Source organism: Corynebacterium sp. p3-SID1194 (assembly GCF_025144155.1).
Lineage (GTDB): Bacteria > Actinomycetota > Actinomycetes > Mycobacteriales > Mycobacteriaceae > Corynebacterium.
Map to the genome: position 1 here is coordinate 156,351 of NZ_JALXWY010000002.1, position 23,302 is coordinate 179,652.

The 23,302-nt window shown below is 62.4% G+C and carries 21 protein-coding genes and 4 tRNA genes; 8 read left to right on the forward strand and 17 right to left on the reverse strand.

Annotation, left to right across the window (positions count from 1 at the left end; translation table 11 throughout):
* Positions 1-13: 13 nt before the first annotated feature.
* From M3G19_RS02890 to M3G19_RS02915, 6 genes are all read right to left on the reverse strand, one after another.
* A tRNA-Trp gene (locus M3G19_RS02890) sits at positions 14-89 on the reverse strand.
* A 133-nt stretch (positions 90-222) separates the two neighbouring features.
* Positions 223-294 (reverse strand) — tRNA-Met (locus M3G19_RS02895).
* Between the two features lie 66 nt (positions 295-360).
* Positions 361-433, reverse strand: a tRNA-Thr gene (locus tag M3G19_RS02900).
* Positions 434-628: 195 nt separating this feature from the next.
* Positions 629-2,230 carry a lamin tail domain-containing protein gene (locus tag M3G19_RS02905; RefSeq protein WP_259900351.1) on the reverse strand — a complete coding sequence of 534 codons (1,602 nt, stop codon included), beginning with the start codon at positions 2,228-2,230 and terminating at the stop codon, positions 629-631.
* 148 nt (positions 2,231-2,378) lie between these two features.
* A tRNA-Tyr gene (locus M3G19_RS02910) sits at positions 2,379-2,463 on the reverse strand.
* Between the two features lie 64 nt (positions 2,464-2,527).
* Entirely contained in the window at positions 2,528-3,544 is a 1,017-nt protein-coding gene (locus M3G19_RS02915) for a polyprenyl synthetase family protein (RefSeq protein WP_259900352.1), read from the reverse strand.
* 80 nt (positions 3,545-3,624) lie between these two features.
* Between M3G19_RS02915 and M3G19_RS02920 the strand changes: the two genes are divergently transcribed.
* Positions 3,625-4,866 (forward strand): geranylgeranyl reductase family protein, encoded by a 1,242-nt coding sequence (locus M3G19_RS02920; RefSeq protein ID WP_311198332.1) that lies wholly within the window; start codon positions 3,625-3,627, stop codon positions 4,864-4,866.
* On the opposite strand, the gene M3G19_RS02925 is transcribed toward M3G19_RS02920, so the two are convergent.
* From M3G19_RS02925 to M3G19_RS02955, 7 genes are all read right to left on the reverse strand, one after another.
* Positions 4,863-5,549 carry a demethylmenaquinone methyltransferase gene (locus M3G19_RS02925; RefSeq protein ID WP_259900353.1) on the reverse strand — a complete coding sequence of 229 codons (687 nt, stop codon included), beginning with the start codon at positions 5,547-5,549 and terminating at the stop codon, positions 4,863-4,865. The two genes, M3G19_RS02920 and M3G19_RS02925, sit on opposite strands and share 4 nt — an antisense overlap.
* A 74-nt stretch (positions 5,550-5,623) precedes the next feature.
* On the reverse strand, positions 5,624-6,772 hold the full coding sequence (locus M3G19_RS02930) for a glycosyltransferase family 1 protein (protein ID WP_259900354.1): 1,149 nt from the start codon (positions 6,770-6,772) through the stop codon (positions 5,624-5,626).
* 27 nt (positions 6,773-6,799) lie between these two features.
* Complete coding sequence (locus tag M3G19_RS02935) at positions 6,800-7,270, reverse strand: DUF3592 domain-containing protein (protein ID WP_259900355.1); 471 nt, start codon at positions 7,268-7,270, stop codon at positions 6,800-6,802.
* A gap of 2 nt (positions 7,271-7,272) precedes the next feature.
* Positions 7,273-8,931 (reverse strand): 2-succinyl-5-enolpyruvyl-6-hydroxy-3-cyclohexene-1-carboxylic-acid synthase, encoded by a 1,659-nt coding sequence (gene menD / locus M3G19_RS02940; RefSeq protein ID WP_259900356.1) that lies wholly within the window; start codon positions 8,929-8,931, stop codon positions 7,273-7,275.
* Positions 8,924-9,580, reverse strand: coding sequence for a hypothetical protein (locus M3G19_RS02945; protein ID WP_259900357.1), 657 nt, complete (start codon positions 9,578-9,580; stop codon positions 8,924-8,926). Before M3G19_RS02945 ends, menD begins: the two co-directional genes overlap by 8 nt.
* 36 nt (positions 9,581-9,616) lie before the next feature.
* Positions 9,617-11,212 (reverse strand): DASS family sodium-coupled anion symporter, encoded by a 1,596-nt coding sequence (locus M3G19_RS02950; RefSeq protein WP_259900358.1) that lies wholly within the window; start codon positions 11,210-11,212, stop codon positions 9,617-9,619.
* Positions 11,213-11,332: 120 nt separating this feature from the next.
* Entirely contained in the window at positions 11,333-12,295 is a 963-nt protein-coding gene (locus tag M3G19_RS02955; protein WP_259900359.1) for an o-succinylbenzoate synthase, read from the reverse strand.
* Positions 12,296-12,512: 217 nt separating this feature from the next.
* Here M3G19_RS02955 and M3G19_RS02960 point away from each other — a divergent pair, with 217 nt between their 5' ends.
* Complete coding sequence (locus M3G19_RS02960; RefSeq protein ID WP_259900360.1) at positions 12,513-13,466, forward strand: 1,4-dihydroxy-2-naphthoyl-CoA synthase; 954 nt, start codon at positions 12,513-12,515, stop codon at positions 13,464-13,466.
* Between the two features lie 37 nt (positions 13,467-13,503).
* On the opposite strand, the gene M3G19_RS02965 is transcribed toward M3G19_RS02960, so the two are convergent.
* Positions 13,504-14,436, reverse strand: a complete 933-nt coding sequence (locus M3G19_RS02965) for a DMT family transporter (RefSeq protein WP_259900361.1) — start codon at positions 14,434-14,436, stop codon at positions 13,504-13,506.
* 305 nt (positions 14,437-14,741) lie between these two features.
* Between M3G19_RS02965 and M3G19_RS02970 the strand changes: the two genes are divergently transcribed.
* The 6 genes from M3G19_RS02970 to M3G19_RS02995 are packed head-to-tail and all read left to right on the forward strand — an operon-like array spanning position 14,742 to position 20,282.
* The gene (locus M3G19_RS02970) at positions 14,742-15,371 is read left to right on the forward strand and encodes an HAD-IA family hydrolase (RefSeq protein WP_259900362.1); all 630 of its coding nucleotides are present in this window, start codon (positions 14,742-14,744) and stop codon (positions 15,369-15,371) included.
* Between the two features lie 10 nt (positions 15,372-15,381).
* Positions 15,382-16,461 (forward strand): ABC transporter ATP-binding protein, encoded by a 1,080-nt coding sequence (locus tag M3G19_RS02975; protein WP_259900363.1) that lies wholly within the window; start codon positions 15,382-15,384, stop codon positions 16,459-16,461.
* Positions 16,461-17,414 carry a carbohydrate ABC transporter permease gene (locus M3G19_RS02980; protein ID WP_259900364.1) on the forward strand — a complete coding sequence of 318 codons (954 nt, stop codon included), beginning with the start codon at positions 16,461-16,463 and terminating at the stop codon, positions 17,412-17,414. The genes M3G19_RS02975 and M3G19_RS02980 overlap by 1 nt, the downstream gene beginning before the upstream one ends.
* A gap of 8 nt (positions 17,415-17,422) precedes the next feature.
* On the forward strand, positions 17,423-18,253 hold the full coding sequence (locus M3G19_RS02985; RefSeq protein ID WP_259900365.1) for a carbohydrate ABC transporter permease: 831 nt from the start codon (positions 17,423-17,425) through the stop codon (positions 18,251-18,253).
* Positions 18,253-19,563, forward strand: a complete 1,311-nt coding sequence (locus tag M3G19_RS02990) for an extracellular solute-binding protein (protein ID WP_259900366.1) — start codon at positions 18,253-18,255, stop codon at positions 19,561-19,563. Before M3G19_RS02985 ends, M3G19_RS02990 begins: the two co-directional genes overlap by 1 nt.
* Before the next feature lie 23 nt (positions 19,564-19,586).
* On the forward strand, positions 19,587-20,282 hold the full coding sequence (locus M3G19_RS02995) for a DUF1868 domain-containing protein (protein WP_259900367.1): 696 nt from the start codon (positions 19,587-19,589) through the stop codon (positions 20,280-20,282).
* A gap of 59 nt (positions 20,283-20,341) precedes the next feature.
* Here M3G19_RS02995 and M3G19_RS03000 read toward each other — a convergent pair whose 3' ends face one another.
* From M3G19_RS03000 to M3G19_RS03010, 3 genes are all read right to left on the reverse strand, one after another.
* Positions 20,342-21,397 (reverse strand): LacI family DNA-binding transcriptional regulator, encoded by a 1,056-nt coding sequence (locus tag M3G19_RS03000; protein ID WP_259900368.1) that lies wholly within the window; start codon positions 21,395-21,397, stop codon positions 20,342-20,344.
* Positions 21,398-21,664: 267 nt separating this feature from the next.
* On the reverse strand, positions 21,665-21,838 hold the full coding sequence (locus M3G19_RS03005) for a hypothetical protein (RefSeq protein WP_259900369.1): 174 nt from the start codon (positions 21,836-21,838) through the stop codon (positions 21,665-21,667).
* Between the two features lie 19 nt (positions 21,839-21,857).
* Positions 21,858-23,300 (reverse strand): hypothetical protein, encoded by a 1,443-nt coding sequence (locus tag M3G19_RS03010; protein WP_259900370.1) that lies wholly within the window; start codon positions 23,298-23,300, stop codon positions 21,858-21,860.
* Positions 23,301-23,302 lie beyond the last annotated feature (2 nt).

The following is a 23,302-nucleotide window of genomic DNA, read 5'->3' on the forward strand; positions in this document are numbered from 1 at the left end:
GAGTTGGTCTATATGGCAGGGGCGACAGGACTCGAACCTGCAACCTACGGTTTTGGAGACCGTTGCGCTACCAATTGCGCCACGCCCCTAGGTGCACTGTTTTCCACTGCCGGGCGACCGATTTCTCGGTGTTCCGGCTGACAGTACGCCAACCCTACCACGGCACCTGCACGGCCCCGGAGTGGGTGAGCACATCTCCCCGACCGAGACCGAGGTGATGAGTAGCGATGGAGAGAATTGAACTCTCGACACAGCGATTATGAGTCGCTTGCTCTACCACTGAGCTACACCGCCATGTGTCCGCTAGCGAGCGCACATGAAAAGAGTAAACCAATCATGTCCGTTGCCAGCAAACAACAGAGCCCCCTAGCAGAATCGAACTGCTGACCTTCTCCTTACCATGGAGACGCTCTGCCGACTGAGCTAAGGGGGCTTAAGCCTCTTAAGCGTTACCCGCTCGTTTGAAGCCTTTGAAAGATTAACCCGACGCATATTGAACATACAAATCGTCAGGTTAGAGCCTATTTTTGAACGCTTTTATAGAGCCCTATGCGCGCCACCTAAGGCCCCACCTGCCCACACTTTCGCGCCGCGTGAGCTGTGCTGAGCGTGGGCAGGTGGTCAGGGCTTAGAACGGCAGCTTGAACTCTGCGCCGAGGTTGTCCTTCGCCCACTGAGCGATCGGACCGGCAGAGGCGATACCAGCGATGAAGGCCAGCAGAACGCCGAAGATTGCGCCGATGACGGTACCGGCGCTGGAGCCATCCTTAGCACCGTTGCTGGACTGGGCACTGCCCTGGTCGCCGGCGTTGGCATCGTCGGAGCCGTCGGTGCAGTCGACGGTCCTGACATCCTGCGCGCCGCGCATGGAGATGCCCTTACCGCCGTCGTCGGCCCACAGGAAGCGCGTGGTGGCCTCTGCCTTACCGCCGACGCACTCACCGGTGGAGGTGTAGGAGCCGAAGCCCTCGTTCGCCAGGTTGGCGAAGTGCGCCGGACGAGCCTGGATCTCAGAAGCCGGGGCAAACTCAGAGCCATTGTGGGCAAGCAGGATGGACTGGCCATCACACGCTTCGTCGCAAAGCACGCGGAGCTGCTTGTCCTGCTGGCGGTAGTCGAGCGCCATGACGCCGGCGAACGGCGACTGGTATTCCTGCTTGAGCTCGTGCGTGCCGTCTTCCTTCAGGTCGAGGAAGTAGACCTTGCCATTAGCCTCGACGCCGACTGCGAAGAGCTTCTGCTCCGGAATGTAGGAGATGGCTTCGAGGCCAGCGTTGGCCTCGATCTCGCCGACGACGTCCTTCAGGTTCCACTCCTTGGTGGCGGTGAGCTCCTCTGCGCCTTCCTTGACCTCGAAACGGAGGACGGACGGGCGGGAGACCTTCTTGTGGGCGTTATTGCGCTCGGTGGCCACGTAGATCGCGCCGTCCGGGCCGACGGTGACACCCTCGGCGTCCACAACTCCGTCCTTGTCGTCGGCGTACTTCAGCGTCCAGGTGCCGGCGACCGTGTACTTCTTAGTGGCCTCGTCGTAGTCGAGGGCGTAGAGCTTGCCGGAGCCGTTGTTGACCACCCAGGCGCGGCCCTTGTCGTCGAAATCCACACCGGACATGTCGTCACCGGTGAAATCGCCGCCGAGGTCGACGTCGTAGACGTTGTCGTACGGCCACGGCTGACTCGCCTCCGGCGCAGCGGGCTCTTCGTCACCCGGCTGCTCGCCAGCGCCGGCCTCGTTCTTCGCGCCGCGAGTCGACGCGCCGGTGGTAGCGAACTCGCCGGTCTTGTCCGGAACACGGCCCCAGGACGGCACCGCGTGGCCTTCCCAGGTCGTCTCTACAACAAGGTTGCCCTCGGCATCGTAGACGCGGACGGAATCGCCCTTACCCAGGCCGAAGCCCTCCGAATGGTCCGGAGTGTTGGCTGCGCCGTCCGTGTAGAAGGCGAAGTAGCCGCCGGACTCGACCTTGGTGCCCTCCGGGAACACGATCGGGGTGTGGTCGTCCTTGTCGTCCAGGACCTTCCAGCCGGAGATGTCCAGGTCCTGGTTGTTGTCCAGGTTAGCCAGCTCGACCCAGTCGCCGATCGGGTCATCGTTGGAAACGACCTCGTTGATGACCAGGGAGGACTTATCAGCCGTCTCTGCGGCAGAGGCCGGGATAGCGGCAGCGGAGAGAACCAGGGATGCGGCAGCCGGCACAGCGAGTGCGGCGCGGAAGCGGGAACGGGACACGGAATGATCCTTCACATGTTGGGGGCAGATGTACCCGTCCGAAACTATCCCCGCACATTGAACATCCACTGGCCTGAAAGTGACGTCCGCGTAACTGGAAAATGAAGAAGCGCGCACCGCGTGAATTCTCCGCAGTGCGCGCTGTATGTGGTGCCAGGTAGAAGATTCGAACTTCTGAAGGCAATGCCGGCGGATTTACAGTCCGCTCCCTTTGGCCGCTCGGGCAACCTGGCGTGCTTGGACTACTCTACAGCAGCGGGTCACGGAAACAACAAATCGGCAGTTGAGAAGCGTTTTTCAGCCGACGCGGTCGACGGTGTACCGGGCGATCTGGCGCATTGCCTCATTCGCCGGAATGCCGGGAAGATCACTCAGGCGGGTATCGACGATGGAGAGGTAGCGGTGAACGTCGTCAAGCGCGCGCTTGCGGCCGTCCGTCTGTCCGATGAGCGTCAGTGCGCGCTCCACGTCGGCATCCTCGGTGAGCGGACCCGTGAGAAGGCCGCGGAGCTCTTCGCCCGCTTCCCCCTCATCCTTGAGGGCGTAGAGGACCGGGAGGGTGAACACGCCTTCGCGCAGATCCGTACCCGGGGTCTTTCCGGACTGTTCGGAATCGGAGAAGATGTCGATGATGTCGTCGACGATCTGGAAGACCATGCCGATCGCCTCGCCGACCTCCTTGATCGTGCGCACCGTTGCCTCATCCGCGCCCGAGTGCGTGGCACCCAAGTACGCGGCGGATGCGATGAGCACGCCGGTCTTTTCGCGGATGACCTCGAGGTAGTGCTCGACCGGATCGCCGCCACGGGCGCCGACGGTCTCGCGCATCTGGCCGGTGACCAAATCGCTGAACGTCTCCGCGAAATGGCGGACAGTGGCGGTGTCGATCTCACTCATCAACCGCGATGCCTCGGCGAGCAGGAAATCGCCGGAGAGAATCGCGACCGTGTTGGTCCAGCGCGAATTCGCCGACTCGACACCGCGGCGCTTGACAGCCTCGTCCATCACGTCGTCGTGGTACAGCGTGGCCAGGTGGACCAGCTCCACGATCGCGGCACCGCGGATCACATTTTCTGCCTGCGGGTTCGGCCCGAACTCGCTGGCCAGCACGGCCATCAACGGGCGGAAGCGCTTCCCGCCGGCTTTGGCCAGGTGGGTGACCTGCTCACTCAAGAAATCCTCTCCTGCAGAGAGGCGCTCGAACATGAGCTCTTCCACCTTGTTCAACCCTGCGGTGACGCGCTGCGCCAAGGCCTCATCGCCGAGGTCGAGCTGGGTGTCGACGGCGGGCGACGTGGGAGTGCCGTTGGTCATCTATCGTCCTTGCGGGGTCGTGCGGTTGTGCGTCCCCTTAACCGTAGTCCACACATAACTCGTCTGGCACAATATGTTCGGTGAAATCGTTTGAGTGCGTCGTCGTCGGCGCGGGACCCGCTGGTTCCGCCGCCGCAATCGCCGCTCGTCGCGCTGGCCTGTCGGTCGCTGTCATCGACGCCGCGCCGCACGGCCGCGACAAGACATGCGGCGACGGGCTGACTCCCCGCGCGGTGCACGCACTGCAGGAACTCGGGCTCGATTCCGCCCTGCCCGCCTACCGCAATCATGGCCTCAAGCTGCACGGTTACGGCGGATCCGTGACCGCCCCTTGGCCCGACGGCGCGTACGGCACGGAAGGTTCCGCCTCGCCGCGCTCGCTTTTCGACGCCGCCTTGGCCGACCTCGCCGCCTCCTCCGGCGCCGAGATGTTCTACGACTGCTCCGCCACCGACGCTGAATTCGGCGCGGACGGGTCGATCACCGGGGTGGTCACCCCGCAGGGCACGCTGGGCGCGACATGGGTGATCGTCGCCGACGGTGTGCGCTCCCCCTTCGGCAAGAAGCTCGGCCGGAGATGGCACCGCGGGGAGGTCTACGGCATCGCGGCGCGCTCGTACTGCGCGACCCCGTTCTCCGCTGAGCCGTGGATGCATTCCCACGTGGAACTGCGCGACGATTCCGGCGTGATCCAGCCCGGCTACGGGTGGATCTTCCCGCTCGGCGACGGCGCGGTGAACCTCGGCTGTGGTGCCCTGTCCACCGATGCGCGCCCGGCGAAGGTGAACACGAAGAAGCTGCTCGCCCTCTACGCCTCCCAGCAGCGCGCAGAGTGGCAGCTGGGCGAGCCGGAGAACATCACCTCCGCTCTGCTGCCGATGGGCGGCGCGGTGTCCAATGTCGCGGGCCCGAACTGGATGCTCATCGGCGATGCCGCCGCCTGCGTCAACCCGCTCAACGGCGAGGGCATCGACTACGGCCTGGAAACCGCGATCATGGCGGTGGAACTCATTACCGATTCCCACGGGAAGCGCCCCGACCTGACCTTGGCCTGGCCGCATGAGCTGCGCCGAAACTACGGCGAGGCATTCGTACTCGCCCGCACCCTCGCGCGCATGCTCACCTACCCGCAATTCCTCCCCGCGGCAGGCCCGCTCGCACTGCGCGGGCTCGGCGGCCGCTACCTCATGCCCGCCGCCGCACGCCTGATGGGCAACCTCGTCACGGATGCCGACCGCGACCTCGTCGCGCGCGTCTGGCGTCTCGCCGGTAAGGGAGTATCGCGCGTGCGGGCAGACAGCCCGCTGTGGGATGCGACCTAGGCCTTGACCGCGCCGTGGAGCGCCACAATGCCCAGGGCGAGATTCTGCCAGCCGCAGTCGCTCCAGCCGTTGGCGTTGATCGCGGCGGCTAAGTCTTCCTGGTCCGGCCAGGCACGGATGGACTCCGCGAGGTACTCGTAGGCCTCCGCATTGGAAGAGAAGACCTTGCCCAACAGCGGGATCACGCGGGGTAAATACTCGCGGTAGAGCGTGGAAAACACCGGCACGACGGGAGTGGAGAATTCGTTGACCACTAAGCGCCCGCCCGGTTTGGTCACGCGCGCCATTTCGCGCAAGCCGGCCTCGAAATCGTGGACATTGCGCAGGCCGTAGGAAATGGTGACGGCATCGAACGTCTCGTCGGCGAATGGCAGATGCATCGCATCGCCCACGACCTTGGGCACATCGCGGTGCTTACCCGCCGCGAGCATGCCTTGGGAGAAATCGCACGCCACGCACCACGCGCCGGATTTGGTCAGCTCCACCGTGGATACTGCCGTGCCCGCGGCGAGGTCGAGGACCTTCTCACCCGGCTTCAAATCCAGGCGCTCACGAGTGCGCTTGCGCCAGTAGCGGTCCAGGCCACCTGTCATGACCGTGTTGGTGATGTCGTAGTTCTTTCCTACTTCATCGAACATTCCCGCGACATCCAGCGGGTTCTTCTCCAGGTTCGCCTTGGCCATAGCCAAAGAGTCTAGGCGACTGTCCCGCCGCTGCCCTACTGAGCCAGGCCCCGGGCAGGAGGGTGGAGCAGGAATCAGCGCCTCAGCGGGCGGCGGCCCTTCTTCGGGTAGCCGTCGATGACCTCTTCGTAGTAGCCGAGGAGCTGGTCGCACAGCGCAGGCCATGTCTTGTCGGCCACAGAGGCACGGGCGTTGACGCTCATCTCCTCCAGCGTGTCCGGCTCGAGAATCGCGGCGGCGGAAGCAGGCAGGTCACGCTCAAAGGTCTCCACGTCCAGCAGGTCACCGTTGTAGCCCGGCTCGATCAGATCGATGGGGCCACCGGCGCGCGGGCCGATCGTCGGGGTGCCGGAGGCCTGCGCCTCCTGGATGGTCTGGCCGAAAGTCTCGAACTCACCAGTGTGCACAAACAGGTCCAGGCTGGCGTAAGCGGCGGCGAGTTTCTTGCCGCCCAGCTGACCCGTGAATACCGCAGAGGGCATCCGTTTACCCAGCTCGCGCCTCAATGGACCGTCGCCGACGATGACCAGCTGAATATTCGGGTCGCCATGCAAGGCGGTGAGTCGCTCAACGCCCTTCTCAGAGGCGAGGCGGCCAACGAAGCCGACGATCTTCTTCTTTCCTGTCGGGTCCCACTTCTTCCGCAGCTTTTGGGAGCGGCGGTCTGGGCGGAACAGTTCTGAGTCCACGCCGCGGCCCCAGCGGCGGATGTTCTTGATGCCGTGGGCCTCCAGCTCCCCGATCGTCACCGACGACGGCGCGAGCGTCATCTGCGTCATGTTGTGCAGGTTGCGCGCCCACACCCACGCTGCGGACTCGAGGAAGCCGACGTGATAGCGCGCGGTGTAGCCGGCGACATCAGTCTGAAACAGAGCAATTGCCGGCAGATTGAGACGCTTCGCGGCCACGGCACCGGCACCGCCGAGCACGAAGGGGCTGGCCAGGTGGACGATATCCGGCTTGAATTCGCGCAACACGCGCGTGGTCGTCCCGTTCGGCACACCGATCGGCAGAGAATCCACCAGCGGCACCATCACGGTGGGCACGCGGACGATGGGAAAACCCGCGTACTCGGCGACCTCTTCCTGGTTCGCGCGCGCTCCCGGCGCGATCACGATCGCTTCGTGGCCCGTACGCTCGAGATGTTCCAGGACACGGAGAATCGAATTCGTCACTCCGTTGACGTTGGGCAGGAAAGACTCGGCGACAATGGCAACACGCATGTGGGCATTATTCATGCCGCGCGCTAATTAGTCCTTGCTTTCACGGGAACGCGAGGTGAACTTTCGCCCCTTGGTCCGGCCTTTCTTACCTAAGGCATTGGCACCTAGCCACGCGGCCACAGCGATCAAGGTAGACGCCGCACCGACGGACAGCGCCGGAATGATCGCGAGCGTCCAACTGCGCCCCTCCACCTTGACGAGTTCGGGGTCGCGTTTCGCGTACGTCACCCACACTTGCTGCCCGTCGCCAAGGCCGGAGGGGTACAGCAAACCGCGTTGCGGCGAGTGGAATTGGCCTGTCTCATCCTGGTAGTCGACGGATGTGCGGGTCCAGCTCACGCCCGTGACGGTGGCGATGCCGCGGCCGGGGTCGCGGGAGATCGTGTAATCGTTGTACGCCGGTCCCGCGACCATGGCGATGCTGCCAAGCATCGCGCACATGTACAGCACGATGATGAGCTGGTGGAGGCGCCGCCGCGCGACCTTGACCCGGGCCATTTCTATTTCTTCAGCTGCTCGGACAGCGCCCGACGCGTCGCGCGCGTGGTCACGGCCTCAATCACAACGACGGGCTCAGGCTTATCGACGCCATCTAGCAGCGCCCCCGTCAATTCCTCGATACTCTCCGCCCTGCTGTAGGAAACGCCGTATCCGGCGGCAATCGACTCAATATCCGCGTCATGCGGCGTACCGAAGGCCTGCTCGAAATTGTCGCGGACGGACTCCGCCCCGACCTCGAGGGTCTCGAAGATGCCGCCGCCGTTGTCGTTGGCCACAACGATGGTGAGGTTGCCTGGGCGCGGCTGGCCCGGGCCGACGAGCAGCCCACCTGCGTCGTGCAGGAAGGTCAGGTCACCGACTAGAGCGACAGTGCGCGGCGCGCGGATCTCGTCCGGATGCAGCGACTGCGTCGCCAATGCCACGCCCACAGCCTGGGAAATGGTGCCGTCAATGCCGGCGGCACCGCGCGCGGAGTAGGTGGACACGCCGTCGAAAGGCATCCCCACAAGGCTCGCGTCGCGCACCGGATTCGAGGACCCGAGCACGAGTGTGTCGCCCACCGCCAGGGTGTCGCACACAGCGGCCGCGGCATGCAACCCGGTGAACCCGAACTCCTCGTCCCCCAGTGCTTTGCGGACGGTATCTGCTCCGACATCGCCGGCGGCCTCGCAGATCTTCAGCCAGGTATCCGTCGGCTGCCCCGTCACCTTCACGCGGCTGCCCACTTTGTCCGGGTTGCCCGTGACCGTCTCAGTACGGGTGATGCCGATGACTTCGATGGTGTTGTCCGCCAGCAGCGCCATGACGTCGCGGTGCAGCGTCGGGTGGCCCACCACGATGACCTGGTCCGGCTTCGTGGACGCGGCGAAATCACCACCGTCGTGGCTGACCGCCACCTCGTCCTGGGTGAAGAACCGTGCGGCCAGCGGGTGGACCTGGTGGAACGGCGTCGGTGCTGTAGGCTCCGCGATCGTGGGCACGTGCTCCAAACCGGGCACCTCCCACGCTTCGTCGCCAGCGATGACGAGCGTGTTCAGGGTCAGGTCGACCTCGACCTCGCCGTGGTCGACTGCCCCGGCGGGTCCGGTATCCGCGGCGCCGCGGCCTTCCGACGGGCGCAGGCGGCCAGGCCCCACCCGGCGCGGGGTTCCCACCTGCTCCGGCAGGGTCTCCGGCACGAGCGGGGTGTCGAAGGCGACGTTGATGTGCACCTGGTCGGCGTCGAAACTGAGTGCGTCGCCGACCTGCGTGACCTGCTGGGTGGCAGCGTAACGGCCGAAAATGCCCTGCTGCCAGATCGTCTGCGAAGCACCAGTGCCCACGAGACGTTCCGGCCGATCCGCGCTGATGATCGCGATCGGGGTATGAGACATGTGCGCCTCAATGACTGCGGGGTATGTGTTCGCCACCGCAGTTCCCGAGGTCATCACAACGCCGACGTGGCGGTGTTGGACCCGGGCAAGCCCCAGGGCGGTGAAGGCGGCAGATCGTTCGTCGATACGCACGTGCACCCTGATGTCGCGGCGGGCGAGCAATGCGTACGCGAGAGGCGAGTTGCGCGAACCGGGACTGAGCACGACATCCGTGACATGCTCGGCAAGCTTGTCCGCGACATACGCCGCGAGCTGCGTGGAATCCGACTGTGCGCTATTAGCCATTCAGCAACCCGTCGAGCTGGTTGAGCAGATCCTCCGCATCGTCGCGGTACTCCTCCGGAATATCGTCCGGAATCTCCGTGGGGAGATTCTCCGGCAGCGGCGGAGCGCCCTCGCCGCCCGGCAACGGCAAGCCGTTCTCGCCGCCGCCTTCGCCGTCTTCCTTGTTGTCGTCCTTCTCGCCGTCGCTGCCAAAGAGCTCGTCGAGCAGACCCGTCGGCGTCGTGGTGACCGTCTCCGTCTGAGTGATGGTCACCGGAGCCGGATCGGGCTTATTCGCCCGCGACTCCGCGCCACGCCACAGGAAGAACATGGCGATGGCTGCGAGACCGAGCAGCAGAGCGAGGACCGCCAAGATGATCGAGCCCGCGCCGCCACGCGATTTACCGGAACCGGACGATTCCGGCCGGTACGGCTCGTCATACGGCTCGAGGCCGCCGGAGCTGAAGCTGTCGCCGAATTTGGTTTCCGGGTGGCTCGGTGAAGCGGAATAGCGCGAATCCCCCTCCCCCGGCATGAATTGCCGCGGAGCGGACTGGCCGGTACTAGAGCTTGCGCTCTGGGAAGAGGATTGGGACGGGGACAGGTAACGGGAGCTCGCGTCAGAGACATCGTCACCGTGGCGCCCGAACTGTCGGGTCTCATTATCCATGGGGGACAGTTTAGTCCCCACACGCGACCTCGCCTATTAAGGAAGCGTCAGACCGAAGACCGGGACAGCGATGGCGTAGGTGGCCAGAGTGACCAGGACCAGGCCGATGACGTTGAGCCAAACACCGCCCTTGATCATCTCGCCCATGGTGACGTGGCCGGAGCTGTAGGCGATCGCGTTCGGCGGGGTCGCTACCGGAAGCATGAAGGCGCAGGTCGCGGACAGTGCCACCGGGATGGTGAGCAGCAGGACGTTGATATCGCCCGCGGCGGTGAGGCCAATGCCCACTGCGACACCGCCCATGATCGGCAGGAATGTCGCGGCGGTCGCGGTATTGGAGGTCAGCTCCGTCAGCAGCAGGATCAGTGCACCGACAGCGGCGATCAGCAGCACCGTCGGGAGGCCAGCGAGGCCCTTGGATGCCTCACCGATCCACAAGGACAGACCCGACTGGGAGAACATCGCGGACAGCGACAGGCCGCCACCGAAGAGCAGCAGGACGTCCCACGGGATATCCTTCGCGGTCTCCCAATCGAGAATGCGCGTGCCGTTGGACTTCGCCGGAATGGTGAACATGAGCAGACCGGCGATGATGCCCACAGCTGCGTCGTCGTAACCGATCTCCCAGCCGTAGTAGTCGATGCCCAGCGGAACGAAGACCCAGCACAGTGCGGCGGCAACGAAGATGATCGCGGACAGGATCTGGCCTGTGGTCCACTCGCCGAGCTTGTCCATCTCATCACGGATGAGCTCCCTGCCGCCCGGAATCTGGTCGATCTCCGGTTTGAACACGTTGATGAGCACGATCCAAGCGATCAGAATGAACAGAACTGCGACCGGGACACCGACGAGCATCCACTTGCCGAAGCCGATCTCGATATCGTGCGATTCCTTCATGTAGCCGGCCAGCAGCGCGTTCGGCGGGGTACCGATCAGGGTGCCCAGCGAACCAATGGACGCGGCGTAGGCGATAGCCAGCATGAGCGCCGTAGCGAATCTCTTCTGGTTGCCCATGCCGCCGACGTGGTCAGCAGTCAGGGTGAGCACGGAGACACCGATCGGGAGCATGACCACTGCCGTCGCGGTGTTGGAGACCCACATCGACAGGAAGCCGGTGGCCACCATGAATCCGAGGATGATGCGGCGCGGGCTGGTGCCGATCAGCTTGACCACCCACAGCGCCAAGCGGCGATGCAGGTTCCAGCGCTGGATGCCCAGCGCCATGAGGAAGCCGCCCATGAACAGGAAGATGGTCGACGACGCGTACGGCGCGCTGACTTCCTTGAATTTCGCCACATTCGCCAGTGGGAACACCGCCAACGGAATGAGAGCCGTCGCGGCGAGCGGGATCGCCTCCGTCATCCACCAGACCGCCATCCACACGGCCACGGCAGCGACAACGCGCATCGTCTGCGCGCTGTACTCGATCTCCGGGTCGGCACCGGAGGATTCACGGACGACGTCAGCCGCACCGGACGGGAAGATGAAGTAGACGACAGCTGCGGCGATAATGCCGAGCACGAGGCCGATGAGCTGGCGGCGCCACACACCCTCCTCAGGTGCGGCGGCGAGGTCACCGTCGGAAAGTTCCGTAGTGTCCTCGGTCACGGCGGTTGAATACCCTGTGGTCATGCTGGGCCCTCTTCCTGGGTAGGAACTACATGTTTTCTAGGGATAACCTAAATCACACCTATACGAGGGACGAAAAAATCACCCCCGAAATCCCCCAATCCAACATCGGGAATGCCCGTTTCAATCCCCCAAATACGGCAGGCAGCGCCTCACACGCTCGAACCACCAGTCTTTGCGCTCCGCCGGCGCGGCCAATTCAGCGAGCCGGTCCGGATCGGGGGTAGCGCTACCGATGCGCATACGCCCATCGGCGAAGTCGAAGGGCTCGGCAACGTCCTCGACGAACAGCCGTTGTGTGGCCAGCCCCGCCGCCTGCGAGCCGGTCACCTTCGCTGCGACCAGCCCGGCGTGAATTCCCACCGCAGTGTCCAACGCCGAGGCCACCGTCAGCTTCAATCCGAGCTCCTCGCTGATGGTCACCAGCCTGCGCACTCCGCCGAGCGGAGCCACCTTGGTCACCGCGACGTCAGCGGCGTCGAGTTCAGCAACCCGGTACGGGTCCGCCACCTTGCGGATCGACTCATCTGCCGCGATCGGTGTGCGCACGCGCCGGCGCACCTCCGAGAGTTCTTCCACCGTGGCGCACGGCTGCTCGATGTACTCCAACTCCCCCAGCGCTTCTGCCGCGCGGACTGCCTCATCGATACTCCAGCCGCCGTTAGCGTCGACGCGCAGCACCGCATCCGGCCGCGCGGCGCGGACGGCGTTGACGCGCGCTGTGTCGTCGATAAGCGTCTGCCCTTTTTCCGCGACCTTGATCTTGAATGTGCGCGCCGACGGGTAGCGCTCGAGCACCTCCGGCACCTTCTCCGCGTCAACCGCCGGCACGGTGCCGTTGACTTCCACCCAGCCGTCACCGACATCGAGATCCCCGTAGCCCTCGAACGCCGCCTCGAGCCCGGCGGCGAGCCATGTCGCCGCCTCCGCGTCGCCGTACTCGGTAAACGGGGCGAACTCGCCCCAGCCCGCGGGGCCGTCGATAAGCAATGCCTCCCGGGTGGTGATCCCGCGGAACGGCACCGCCATCGGCAGGGCGACAACGTGGGCGCGGTCGAGAATGTCGTCTGCCCTTAAGCTCGCCACCTCTACTCCCAGCCTTCTAATTCTTCCTCTGGCAACGGATCGAAGAAGCTTTCCGGCAAGCAATAGCGAACAAAAACGAGCGGCCGGTAGGCTCCGTCGCCGGTTCCATCTTGTTCCATTACCGTCCTCCTTTTTCCAAGGAACAACAGTGATGCACTCACGGTATCACCCCCAGCGAACCACCCTCGTTGCCGAGCTGAAACGTAATATCGCAGCCATGTCCTACTCCACCGCCCAGCCCTTCGACGCCTCCCAGTGGAAAACCGTCGAGGGCTTCGATTTCACCGACATCACCTACCACCGCCACGCGGGTGAGGGTCGCGCGAACGGGATTGTCCGCATCGCGTTCGACCGCCCGGAGGTGCGCAACGCGTTCCGCCCGCACACCGTCGACGAGCTCTACCGCGCGCTCGACCACGCACGCCGCGACCCGTCGGTGGGCGTCGTGCTGCTCACCGGCAACGGCCCGTCGCCCAAAGACGGCGGCTGGGCGTTCTGCTCCGGGGGCGACCAGCGCATCCGCGGCCGCTCCGGGTACCAGTACGCGACCAACCACGACGGCGATGTCGCGGCCGCCACTGCCGACCACGTCGACGAGGCCCGCGTCAAAGCCGAGGGCGGCCGACTGCACATCCTCGAAGTCCAGCGACTCATCCGCACCATGCCGAAGGTCGTCATCGCTGTCGTTAACGGTTGGGCCGCCGGCGGCGGGCACTCCCTCCATGTCGTGTGCGACATGACCATCGCCTCCCGCGAGGAAGCCCGCTTCAAGCAGACTGACGCCGACGTCGGCTCCTTCGACGGCGGCTACGGCTCCGCCTACCTGGCCAAACAGGTCGGCCAGAAATTCGCCCGCGAGATCTTCTTCCTCGGCCGCACCTACTCCGCCGAGGACATGCACCGCATGGGCGCCGTGAATATCGTCGCCGACCACGCCGAGCTCGAAAGCGAAGCAATCCAGGTCGCCCGCGAGATCAACGGCAAGTCCCCCACCGCTCAGCGCATGCTCAAGTTCGCATTCAATTTGCTTGACGACGGCCTCATGGGCCAACAAGTCTTCGCCGGCGAAGCCACCCGCCTGGCGTACATGACCGACGAAGCCGTGGAAGGCCGCGACTCCTTCCTGGAGAAGCGCCCGCCGAACTGGGACGAATTCCCGTTCTATTACTAGACAGCGTCTGGGAAGGCCACCCGGAGCGGCGGCGAAACTAAAGCACCCGCACCATCGCCACACCCACGAACACGAGGATCAATCCGATCACGCGTGCCAGTTGGAGGCGCTGGCGCGGCGCACCCAAGAGCCCGCCAGCCTCAATGATCTGGCCGCAGACGATCGTGCCAGCCAGCATGCCGATCACAGTCGTGCCTGTACCGAGGACCGGCGCAAGCATGGCTGCGCCAACGACCAGAATGGTGCCGAAAGTGCCGCCAATCCACATCCACCACGGACCAGGTTTCACACCGGAGAGAACAGCCCTGCGCGATTGAGGCAACGCCAAGCTCAGTGTCAACAGAAGAACTGAACCGACCGCCAAGTTCACCGAACCAGCCTGGACGGAACTATCCAAAACCGTGCCGAGATAGCCGTTGACCGCAGTTTGGATCGCCGAGCACATTCCCATCATCACGCCGACCGCGCGCCAGATCCACACCGAAGCCTCTCCCGCGTCACCTTCCGCGGCAGGGGACAAAAGCTCACCGGGCGCTCGGACGACATGAACCATGACGATGCCGGCAATGACGACTGCGGCACCGACTAAGCGCCAGAAACTAATTTTGTTTTCAACGGCCGCGAAGAGAGCGAAATGATCAATGGCCAAAGCCATGATGACCTGGCCGAGAATGGGAATGACGATCGTCTCCACCACACCGAGCTTCGGGAAGATGATCACATTCCCGGTAATGAAGATCACGCCCATGATTCCGCCGATCCACACCCACCACGGCTCCCCCGCCGCGCGAGCGAGATCAAATGAACCGCCAGAAACGACGAGAGCGATGATCACCGCGAATAGAAAGGCGGAGAACACCGAAACAAATGCTGTGGGGATCGGCGCACCGATGCTGGCACGCAGGCGGTCATTCACCGCAGTTTGGATGGGAACGAAGGCCCCGACGCCAAGAGCAGCTCCTACAAGCATGAATCTCGCTTCCTTCTACTGGTTCTTCAATCACCTGACGATCGTGCGCGCGAACTGGAATTCCGGTCGCTGCATTGCTCGGGACAAATGTGTCCCTAACGTGTGGCTCGCTGGCTTGCGCGAGGTCTGTTAAGCAGCTCAAGGCGCCGCGCGCACGGAGCAATCATACAAGCGAAATATGCGGCCTGAACCGCATGAAATCGTTCCCATATGTTTAAGCGTTATTCAACTGGATCTCACTTCACGGAAACTTCGCTGCGGTTGAATGAGAACGTTCCCACACATTTGCCATAGGAAGGGAAGGCATGACCGCGATCGTCATTTTCGACATCGGAGGAGTTCTGGTGCCGGAAGGTAACCGAATGGAACAACTCCAGGATTTTCTTGTTTCGCATGTCGGCGAGTTCGACCGAGATGCGTTCAAGAAGACCTACTGGGACCTCCGTGACGACTATGACCTTGGGCAGTCCGATTCTCTCTTCTGGTCCCCCGTTTTAAATGCGGCGGGGGTTGAAGCAAATAAAGCGGTCATCGAGCTCGCGGCGGGAAAAGACGCGAGCCTCAATTCAAAGATTGCGCGGGAACCCCTTCAGTTGATCAAGGATCTGGTGGCCTCCGGTGTGCCACTGGGAATCTTGAGCAACGCTCCACGCCAGATGGCCGAGCAGGTGCGCCACAGTGACTGGGCGTCGTACTTTTCCCATCTCTTGTTCTCTTCGGATCACGGGATCAAGAAACCCGACGCCACCATCTATGCACACGTGCAAGACCAGTTCTCTGGCGTGGAGTCACCCATCTTCCACTTCTTTGATGACCGAGAGATCAACATCGTCGGTGCTAACGAAGCAGGTTGGAACGGCCACCTTTGGTCGTCTTCCGAACAGGCTCGTGAACTGCTCCACGACCTCGACGTCCTCCCAAAGAACAATCCCTAGGGGAAGTGACATGGCAGCAATCACCTTTGACAAGGCGACACTCCAATATCCAGGAAACCCCCGCCCAACCATCAACAACATGGACTTGCAGATTCGTGACGGCGAATTCGTCGCCGTTGTCGGCCCTTCTGGATCGGGCAAGTCCACCACGCTGCGCATGGTTGCGGGTCTCGAGAAACTGACAGGAGGTGAAATCTATATCGGTGACGTTCCTGCGTCGACCTTGGCCCCGTCTAAGCGTGACGTGGCAATGGTGTTTCAGTCCTACGCCCTGTACCCGCACATGACTGTCGCGGAGAACATGGCGTTCGCGCTGAAGATGCAGAACATCAAGAAGGATGAACAAGCTCGTCGCGTAGCTGAGGCATCGCGTCTGCTCGATCTCGACCAGTACCTCGAGCGGTACCCCAAAGCACTCTCTGGCGGTCAGCGCCAGCGCGTTGCGATGGGCCGTGCAATCGTCCGCGACCCGCAGGTGTTCTTACTCGATGAGCCGCTGTCCAACCTCGACGCGAAGCTGCGTGTGTCCACCCGCGCAGAGATCAGTCAGCTCCAACGCCGTCTGAACACCACGATGTTCTACGTGACGCACGATCAGACAGAGGCCATGACCATGGCGGACCGAATCGCCGTCCTGGAAGGCGGCAACATGCAGCAAGTCGGCACCCCTGAAGAGCTGTACATGCAGCCCGCCAATGCCTTTGTCGCCACATTCATTGGCACGCCCTCGATGAACACGGCGACGGGAACGATCGAGGGCGACCAGATCGCTATTGGCCACATTAGACTTCCGCTTCCGCCGCTCAAGGTTCAGCCTTCAACCGAGAAGGTGCTCGTGGGCATGCGTCCAGAGAATTTCCGTGTTGTGTCCGCTGAAGAGAGTGCAGCAAAATCTCGCGCTGAGTATGTGGAGAATTTCGGATCTGATAAGTACGTTCACGTCTCCATTGACGGCCTGAATGATCTTGGCGACATCCTCATTCGTGTGCCGAACACCGCCAAGATCGTCCGGGGCGACGTGTTCGGTATCGACTTCGACAGCGAGTTCATCCACCTCTTCGATGGAGAGACGAAGGAGAGGCTGAACTGATGACTACGTCGTTGAAGGGAAATGCGGACAGCCTCCCGTCCCCAGACGCAGATCTCGAGAAGCCGAAAAAACAGCGCATCCCCCGAGAGAAACCGGAAACCTGGGCCTGGTTCTGTATTTTGCCGGCTCTGCTGTTCTTCTGCGTCTTCGACTTCTTCCCGTTCTTCCGGGCTATTTACTTGTCGTTCACGTCGACTGACTTGTTCGGCCGTCCGGCTGGCTTCGCGGGCTTCGACAACTACGCGACCATGTTCGCCGACCCGACGTTCCTCTCCACGTTCGCCCGAACACTGCTGTTCACGGTGCTGTCGGTCATCCTGAAGCTGGCATTGGGACTCGCGATCGCTCTCCCGCTGTCCTACCGGTTGAAGGGAACGTTCTGGATGCGTCCAGTGGTTCTCATCCCGATGGCGGTCTCGACTGCTGTGGGAACTCTTGTCTTCCGCCAGATGTTCGCTCCCATCGTCGGCTTTTTCGACCAGGTCGCCGGCCTCATGGGATTCGACCAGGTCGGTTGGCTCACGAGCCCGAAGGTCGCCATGATCTCCATCCTTATCACGGACGTGTGGATCGGTATCTCTTTCGTCGCGCTGCTCATGATGGTTGCGATCGACGGCATCTCCGGCGAGATGATCGAAGCCGCTAACCTCGACGGTGCTACCGGTTTCAGGTACATCCGATACATCATTCTTCCGTCGATTGCACCGATGCTCCTGGTCCTCTCCGTGACGCAGGCTATGGCGGCGATGAAAGAGTTCACGATCTTCCAGGTGCTCACCGGCGGTGGGCCCGGAAACTCAACACGCACGATGGTGCTGGATATCTACGACTTGGCGTTCGGCGGAGGTACCGCTGACTTCGCCGCAGCTTCTGCCCGCGGCATGGTCCTGTTCCTCATCATCCTTGTGCTCACCCTGATCCAATTCCGGCTGACTAGCCGAGGAAAGAAGTAGGTGTAGCAATGAATAACAATCTGCGCTCCCCCTTTGCGACAGCCGTGATCTGGATCTGGTTGCTGCTGGTCTGCCTGAGCATCGCGTTTCCTGTTCTCTACGCACTGATCGGCTCATTCCGTGCCTCGGGCGATATCCAGGCCGGTCTCCAGACCCTGTTCTTCGGGGACACGACCTTTGATAACTATCCGCGTGCCTGGAGCCAGTCCTCAATCGGACAACAGCTGATCAACTCCGTCATCGTGACCGTCTGCCAGACTGCCGGGCAGTTCATCACATCCGTCCTCGCCGCCTACGCGCTGGTTTTCGGACGTCTCCCAGGAGCATCGAAGTGGCTCATCTTCTTCCTGCTCCCGATGATGATTCCGTCTGAGGTCGCCGTCATCGGTAACTACCTGACGGTGCGCCAGATGGGTTTCTACGACACTGTTGTCGGTATCTTCTTGCCCTACCTGGCATCCAGTTTCACCCTGTTCCTCTTCTATCAAGCATTCCGCGATTTCCCGAAGGAAATCCGGGAGGCAACCGTCCTGGAAGGCGTCGGACCATTCAAATTTCTCTGGTCCTTCCTTCTGCCTCTCAACCGGTCGGTGTGCATGACCGCGATTGTCACCGGGGCAATCGCCGCATGGAACGGCTACATGTGGCCGTTGCTGATCACCCAATCGGCATCTGTCCGAACCATCCAACCCGGTATCAAGGCGCTCGCAGACGAAACCGCTGTGGACACCGGCCTCGTCCTTGCCGGTCTCATCATCGCCGTCATCCCCACTGTCCTGCTCGTGATCTTTGGCCAGAAGTACCTGACCCGCGGGCTTACCGAAGGAGCTGTTAAGTAATGAAAAAGTTTGTCGCACTCACCGCTGCCACCCTGTTGACCTCCACCACGCTCGTCGCGTGCGGCGGAGCAGGCGGCGGAGAAACCACCAAGAATGCCGACGGAGAAATCGTCGTCGATTTCTGGCACTCCGCCTCGGGTGCTGCCGCAACCACTCTTGAAGAGATCGTAAGTGACTTCAACGCCGAGCACGAAGGCGAGATTGAGGTCAATGCTTCGTACCAGGGCTCCTATGAAGACTCTATTTCGAAGTTCATTGCGTCTGTGCAGACCGGCGAACTGCCCGCGATGCTGCAGGCCTCCGATGTTCAAACCGCATACCTGCGTGATTCTGGTGTTATTACCCCAGCCCAGGAGATCACTGACGACTACGACTACGACAATCTGGTCGACGCGGTGAAGAACTACTACCAGTTCGAAGACAAGGTCTACTCGATGCCGTTCATGGTCTCCCAGCCGGCGATCTACACAAACGACGACGAGCTGGAGCAGGCAGGTGTCAACCCTGATGATCTGAAGACGGTTGAGGGCCTCCTAAACGCCGCCGAGAAGATCCACGAGAAGACGGGCCACGCTGGCCTGACTTTCCACCACTCCGGCTGGTACATGGAGGAGTTCCAGTCCTCGATGGGTAACTATCTGTGCTCCCCGGAGAACGGTGTCAGCGAGAAAGCCACCGAATTCAATCTTGAATCCGAGGACAACGTCGCACTGTGGGAGCGCATCGGCGAGCTGTACGCGAAGGGCGCAATCCACAACCCCGGTAAGGATGGTTCCGCAGCGACAGGTGCTTTCCTGTCCAACGAGGCCACCATCCAGCTGAACTCTTCCGGCAACTACGGCAACATTCAGAGTGGTAACCCGAACTTCAAGTGGTCGATCCGCTCCCTCCCGCGCGACACCGATGAGGCTGGCGCCGTCCCGGGCGGCAACTCGCTGTGGTCGATCAAGGAAGGCCACTCCGAGGAGACCCAGGAAGCCGTTGCTGAGTTCATGAAGTACGCGGGCTCGGACGATGTCCAGAAGAAGATCTTCGACGAAACCGGCTACCTACCAACAACTACCGGTGCCGGCGACACCTTGGAAGGCCTGGAGCCTCAGCAGGAAGCTCTCATTGAGCAGCTGACGAGTACCCCGGAGAATAAGGTCACTGCTGGCTGCAAGACCGGTGCGCTCAACGCCGCCCGGAAGTCCTACGAGTCCGCAATGTCGTCCATTGCGAATGGTAGCGACGCCAAGACGGCTCTCACCGAGGCTCAGCAGGGCGCGAACAACGAGATCTCCTCGTACAACGAGCGCGCCGGCAAGTAATTTCGATCGGAAGTCACTCCTGTATGTCTGCACTCCCCCTCGCCCCAGATCAGCGAACATTCGAAAAGTTCACACCTAACGGTGTTGCGAAGAGGCATCGTGGCTCCACCTTCGTCGCTCACGTGGTTCCCAATAGCGAGAGCTACAAAGTGTGCGAGCGCGTCCAGGTGGATGTCCGCGAGCGCGGCCTCGACCATCACTTCGCCCTGCTGCCCCCTGCTAGCTTTCACATGACCGTCTACCCCGGTCTTAAAAGCCGCGAATTCGAGGGGGAAGAAGATCGTTGGCCCGAATGGCTCAAATCCGCTCCGAGCATGAACGACGCGGCAGCACTGATGTACTGCCGTTTACGCGAAAACGTCGACCAGATTCCTGAGCTTCCAGACCTGCGTATGCGCCCGACAGGTGTTTACGATCTCGGAGTCTCTCTCACTGTCGGACTAGAGCCGGCAGACGAGGAAATGGCTGAGGCTTTGAAGCGCTTCCGCGAAGCGCTCCGTGAAATCCTCGAAGCCAAGGATCAGAATCTCGACAGCTACAAGTTCCACTGCAGTCTCGGTTACCGTTTGACCGATCCGGAGCTGACGAGTGATGTCAACCAAGAGCTCGCCGAGCTCTACACTTGCTGGGCAACAGAACTCGACACTTTGGAACTGGAACGACCGGCATTCAATATTTTCGACGACATGTTGGCTTTCCCGCCCCTAATGTTCCTCTAAACCACACCGCCAAAGGTCGCCTCCGAATTACGGAGGCGACTTTTCATTTGGGCGATGGTTTACCGCGGTTGAGCCGTCGTGCTCCTGACAATGAGCTCCCCTGCATGATTCTCGTGCAGTGGTGTGAAGGAGGACTCGGGAGATTCCACGAGACCCACGATTCGTTCTGCGGCCCTCCGTCCCACAAGCTCGACCGGTTTCTTGATTGTCGTCAACCCGATCAGGTCGAGTCCGTCCAGAACTCCATCCGATCCGGTCACTGAAACTTCCCCCGGGATATCAATCCCCAGCTCGTTCGCTGCCCGGATCACCTCCAAGGCTTTTCGGTCGTACAACGAAGTAATTGCGGTGAAACCTCGGTCAACGGTCTTTTCCAGCCAGGCTCGGAGCTCCGCACCATGCATGCCGAACGCATTCTCGCTGCAGACGTCCAGGCCCAACGACTGCGCGTACTTCTTCTGGGCCTGAAAACGCGTCCACGTTCCCATCGAGCGGTCCTGAGGCGCGGCCTGCATCATGATGCGTTCGTGCCCTAATGCCACGAGATGGTCGATCAGCATGCGTGCATGCTGCTCTTCGTCGAAACCGATCGCATGGATCTCACCGGTAGGCTCCGGGCGGCCGACAACGACCAACGGCAGACGAGCCGCGAATCGTTGCAATTGATCAGGCTCGACCCCGCCCACTGAGACGATCATCCCTTGGATCGGCATCCGCGCCAGGTTCTCCATCACAGCCTCGCGGTTGTCGTGCGAAGCGTTGACGATGGTGTGCTGGATGACGTGGTAGCCCCGTGCGAACAGCTCCTCGTGCAGATACCGGTTGAGCTGTGCGAACACGGGGATTTCGACGGAGCTCAAGAATAGGCCGATTGTCGGCGCAGGTTCCGCACGCATCATCTGCGCTGAGAAAGCCGGGACATATCCGAGCTCAGAAATCGCTTTCTGGACGGCTTCCCGCGTTTGATCCGCTACCCGGGGATCCTCCTGGATCACTCGGGAGACTGTCGATTTGGAAACGCCGGCTGCTTTGGCGACATCCACAATCGTGGGTTTGACGAGCTTTCGCCCTGCACGCGCGCGCTTCGGAAGGCCCGGGTTCTTCTCGGCAGACATATTTCTGGTTTGAGCGGTTGCTCGCAGTTCTTTCTCTTACAAAGATGCTCAATTTCAACAAGGCTACGAACGTGCCGCCACGCCCTTGATCTGCGGGACAAGGTCTGCTACGCCGTATTTTCCTTATTTATAAGTAGTCACCAGATCCACTTCGAGCAAGTTTCCGACTTGTCGGACTCGAACTACGCCGGCGCCCCTAAAGCGAGGAATTTACCGTCGCTGACACGTCCGGCCACCACGATGAAAGCAGCCGCGGTCCCCGACCATCTACTCCACGTCTGATGGTCCTTGCTTCACCGCTTGCACCGTCGTCGAAATGATCAGCGCTAGGGCAAAGAGCCCAATCAAAAGTGACGCCATGTTGTCAGGAGCGATCCCGGAGATACGCAAGACATACGTGACAGCGAGTGCGATTGCGAGTGCCGGTGAGAAAAATCTCATGGGCACCACGATAACGCCGCTAGCCCCGCCCCTGCGGCCCACGCAGCCGCCGGTGGGCCAGAACTGCGCTGCCGGCGTATAGCAGCACGCCGATAACCGCAGCGACGACGAACCGCGTCGCAGTCGTGGCAGTCTCCGGCCAGGCGGTCGGCGCGATGATCCAGAGTGCGCTCTGAGCGAGGACATCGCCGCCGATGGTGACGGAGAAGATAGTCGCGAACAGCGTCCACGCGAGCGCCCAGCCCACACCCCAGCGGACAGTGACAGCCAGCGAGAAGAATGCCATCGCGCCGCCGATGAGGACGGCGAGGAGGAGGCGGCGGGCGGCGTCGATAAGCGTTGCCCCACTGGTGGCTGTGGCGACGAGCGCAACAAGCGTGACCACAATGAGCAGCCAGCCGAGCAGTGCTGCGCGGACGCGGGGGTGCTCAATCTGCATGAGTGGCCATGCCGGCCGAAGCTGTGGCCAGACGAGTACTGGCAGAAGACCCGCGCCGACAGGCAGAATCGCGTAGGTGAACAGGCCAGTGCGCACGGACGGGTCGTAGCGTAGGGCGAAGAGCATGACCAAAACCGAAAGGATCACGCACGCGATAACAGCCGGGTTCAGAGCGGCGCGGTGAATCCCGCGCAGCGCGGCCAGACGCGGCACAGTGGCCGGGCGGTTCACCGCGGGCATTGCGGGGTTGTCCACCACCGGCGCGGTCACCGCATGGACGGTGCGACGGGGCAGGCGAAGCGGAGTCGTGCGCGGCGGCACTACGACGGCGAAGAATATGCCCACTGCGGCGAGCAGCACGCACAGGGCGAAGGCCGGCCACGGCGACTCGTGCAGCAAGGGCGAATCCGGTTCCAGCGGTGTGGCGTTGACGTGGAGGCCCATCGCCGGCACGACCAGGCGCATCGGCCAGGCACCGGGGTTGAGCCACCACCAGTCGCGCTCCGCGAGGAAGCCGAGGCCGAACTGCCAGACGACAGCGAAGCCGAGTGCGGCGAGCAGGCCATAACGGCGGCTGATCCCGGCTGCGAGACCGGCCGCGCCGAGCGATCCGACCCATGCGAAAAGACCGATTAGCAGGACGCGCGGAGCGTGCTCCAGACCGAACAGTGCGGCGAGCGCCCACGTCGCACCGAAATCGAGGAGGAAGAACAACCCGAGCGCCACCCACACGACGATCAGGCGCGCCGCCCGCGTCGCCTGATCCGAGACCGGCCGCCACACGGTCCCGCCGGAGCGCGTCTGCTTTTCACGCTGCTCTGTCAGCCCCGCGTAGAGAACAGCGATCGGCGCGAGCATGCCCGTGACCAACAGCGCGTGCCAGTTGAGCATGTCGGTGGCGTCGTCAATACTGCCCACCAGCGACATTCCCGACAGAATGACGCCCAGCAGCAGCCCACCGCCAGCAAGCCACCACAGGACAGACCCTTTTGCGCGGATCCATTCAGCTCGTAATTCGCGCATCG

What these genes read in the sequence shown, in the direction of transcription:
- M3G19_RS03000 (WP_259900368.1), bottom strand. Translation starts at nt 21,397, where the DNA reads ATGTCTGCCGAGAAGAACCCGGGCCTTCCGAAGCGCGCGCGTGCAGGG.
- M3G19_RS02930 (WP_259900354.1), bottom strand. Translation starts at nt 6,772, where the DNA reads ATGCGTGTTGCCATTGTCGCCGAGTCTTTCCTGCCCAACGTCAACGGA.
- M3G19_RS02965 (WP_259900361.1), bottom strand. Translation starts at nt 14,436, where the DNA reads ATGCTTGTAGGAGCTGCTCTTGGCGTCGGGGCCTTCGTTCCCATCCAA.
- M3G19_RS02950 (WP_259900358.1), bottom strand. Translation starts at nt 11,212, where the DNA reads ATGACCACAGGGTATTCAACCGCCGTGACCGAGGACACTACGGAACTT.
- M3G19_RS02980 (WP_259900364.1), top strand. Translation starts at nt 16,461, where the DNA reads ATGACTACGTCGTTGAAGGGAAATGCGGACAGCCTCCCGTCCCCAGAC.
- M3G19_RS02945 (WP_259900357.1), bottom strand. Translation starts at nt 9,580, where the DNA reads ATGGATAATGAGACCCGACAGTTCGGGCGCCACGGTGACGATGTCTCT.
- M3G19_RS03010 (WP_259900370.1), bottom strand. Translation starts at nt 23,300, where the DNA reads ATGCGCGAATTACGAGCTGAATGGATCCGCGCAAAAGGGTCTGTCCTG.
- M3G19_RS02975 (WP_259900363.1), top strand. Translation starts at nt 15,382, where the DNA reads ATGGCAGCAATCACCTTTGACAAGGCGACACTCCAATATCCAGGAAAC.
- menD (WP_259900356.1), bottom strand. Translation starts at nt 8,931, where the DNA reads ATGGCTAATAGCGCACAGTCGGATTCCACGCAGCTCGCGGCGTATGTC.
- M3G19_RS02995 (WP_259900367.1), top strand. Translation starts at nt 19,587, where the DNA reads ATGTCTGCACTCCCCCTCGCCCCAGATCAGCGAACATTCGAAAAGTTC.
- M3G19_RS02935 (WP_259900355.1), bottom strand. Translation starts at nt 7,270, where the DNA reads ATGGCCCGGGTCAAGGTCGCGCGGCGGCGCCTCCACCAGCTCATCATC.
- M3G19_RS02990 (WP_259900366.1), top strand. Translation starts at nt 18,253, where the DNA reads ATGAAAAAGTTTGTCGCACTCACCGCTGCCACCCTGTTGACCTCCACC.
- M3G19_RS02915 (WP_259900352.1), bottom strand. Translation starts at nt 3,544, where the DNA reads ATGACCAACGGCACTCCCACGTCGCCCGCCGTCGACACCCAGCTCGAC.
- M3G19_RS03005 (WP_259900369.1), bottom strand. Translation starts at nt 21,838, where the DNA reads ATGAGATTTTTCTCACCGGCACTCGCAATCGCACTCGCTGTCACGTAT.
- M3G19_RS02970 (WP_259900362.1), top strand. Translation starts at nt 14,742, where the DNA reads ATGACCGCGATCGTCATTTTCGACATCGGAGGAGTTCTGGTGCCGGAA.
- M3G19_RS02925 (WP_259900353.1), bottom strand. Translation starts at nt 5,549, where the DNA reads ATGGCCAAGGCGAACCTGGAGAAGAACCCGCTGGATGTCGCGGGAATG.
- M3G19_RS02985 (WP_259900365.1), top strand. Translation starts at nt 17,423, where the DNA reads ATGAATAACAATCTGCGCTCCCCCTTTGCGACAGCCGTGATCTGGATC.
- M3G19_RS02960 (WP_259900360.1), top strand. Translation starts at nt 12,513, where the DNA reads ATGTCCTACTCCACCGCCCAGCCCTTCGACGCCTCCCAGTGGAAAACC.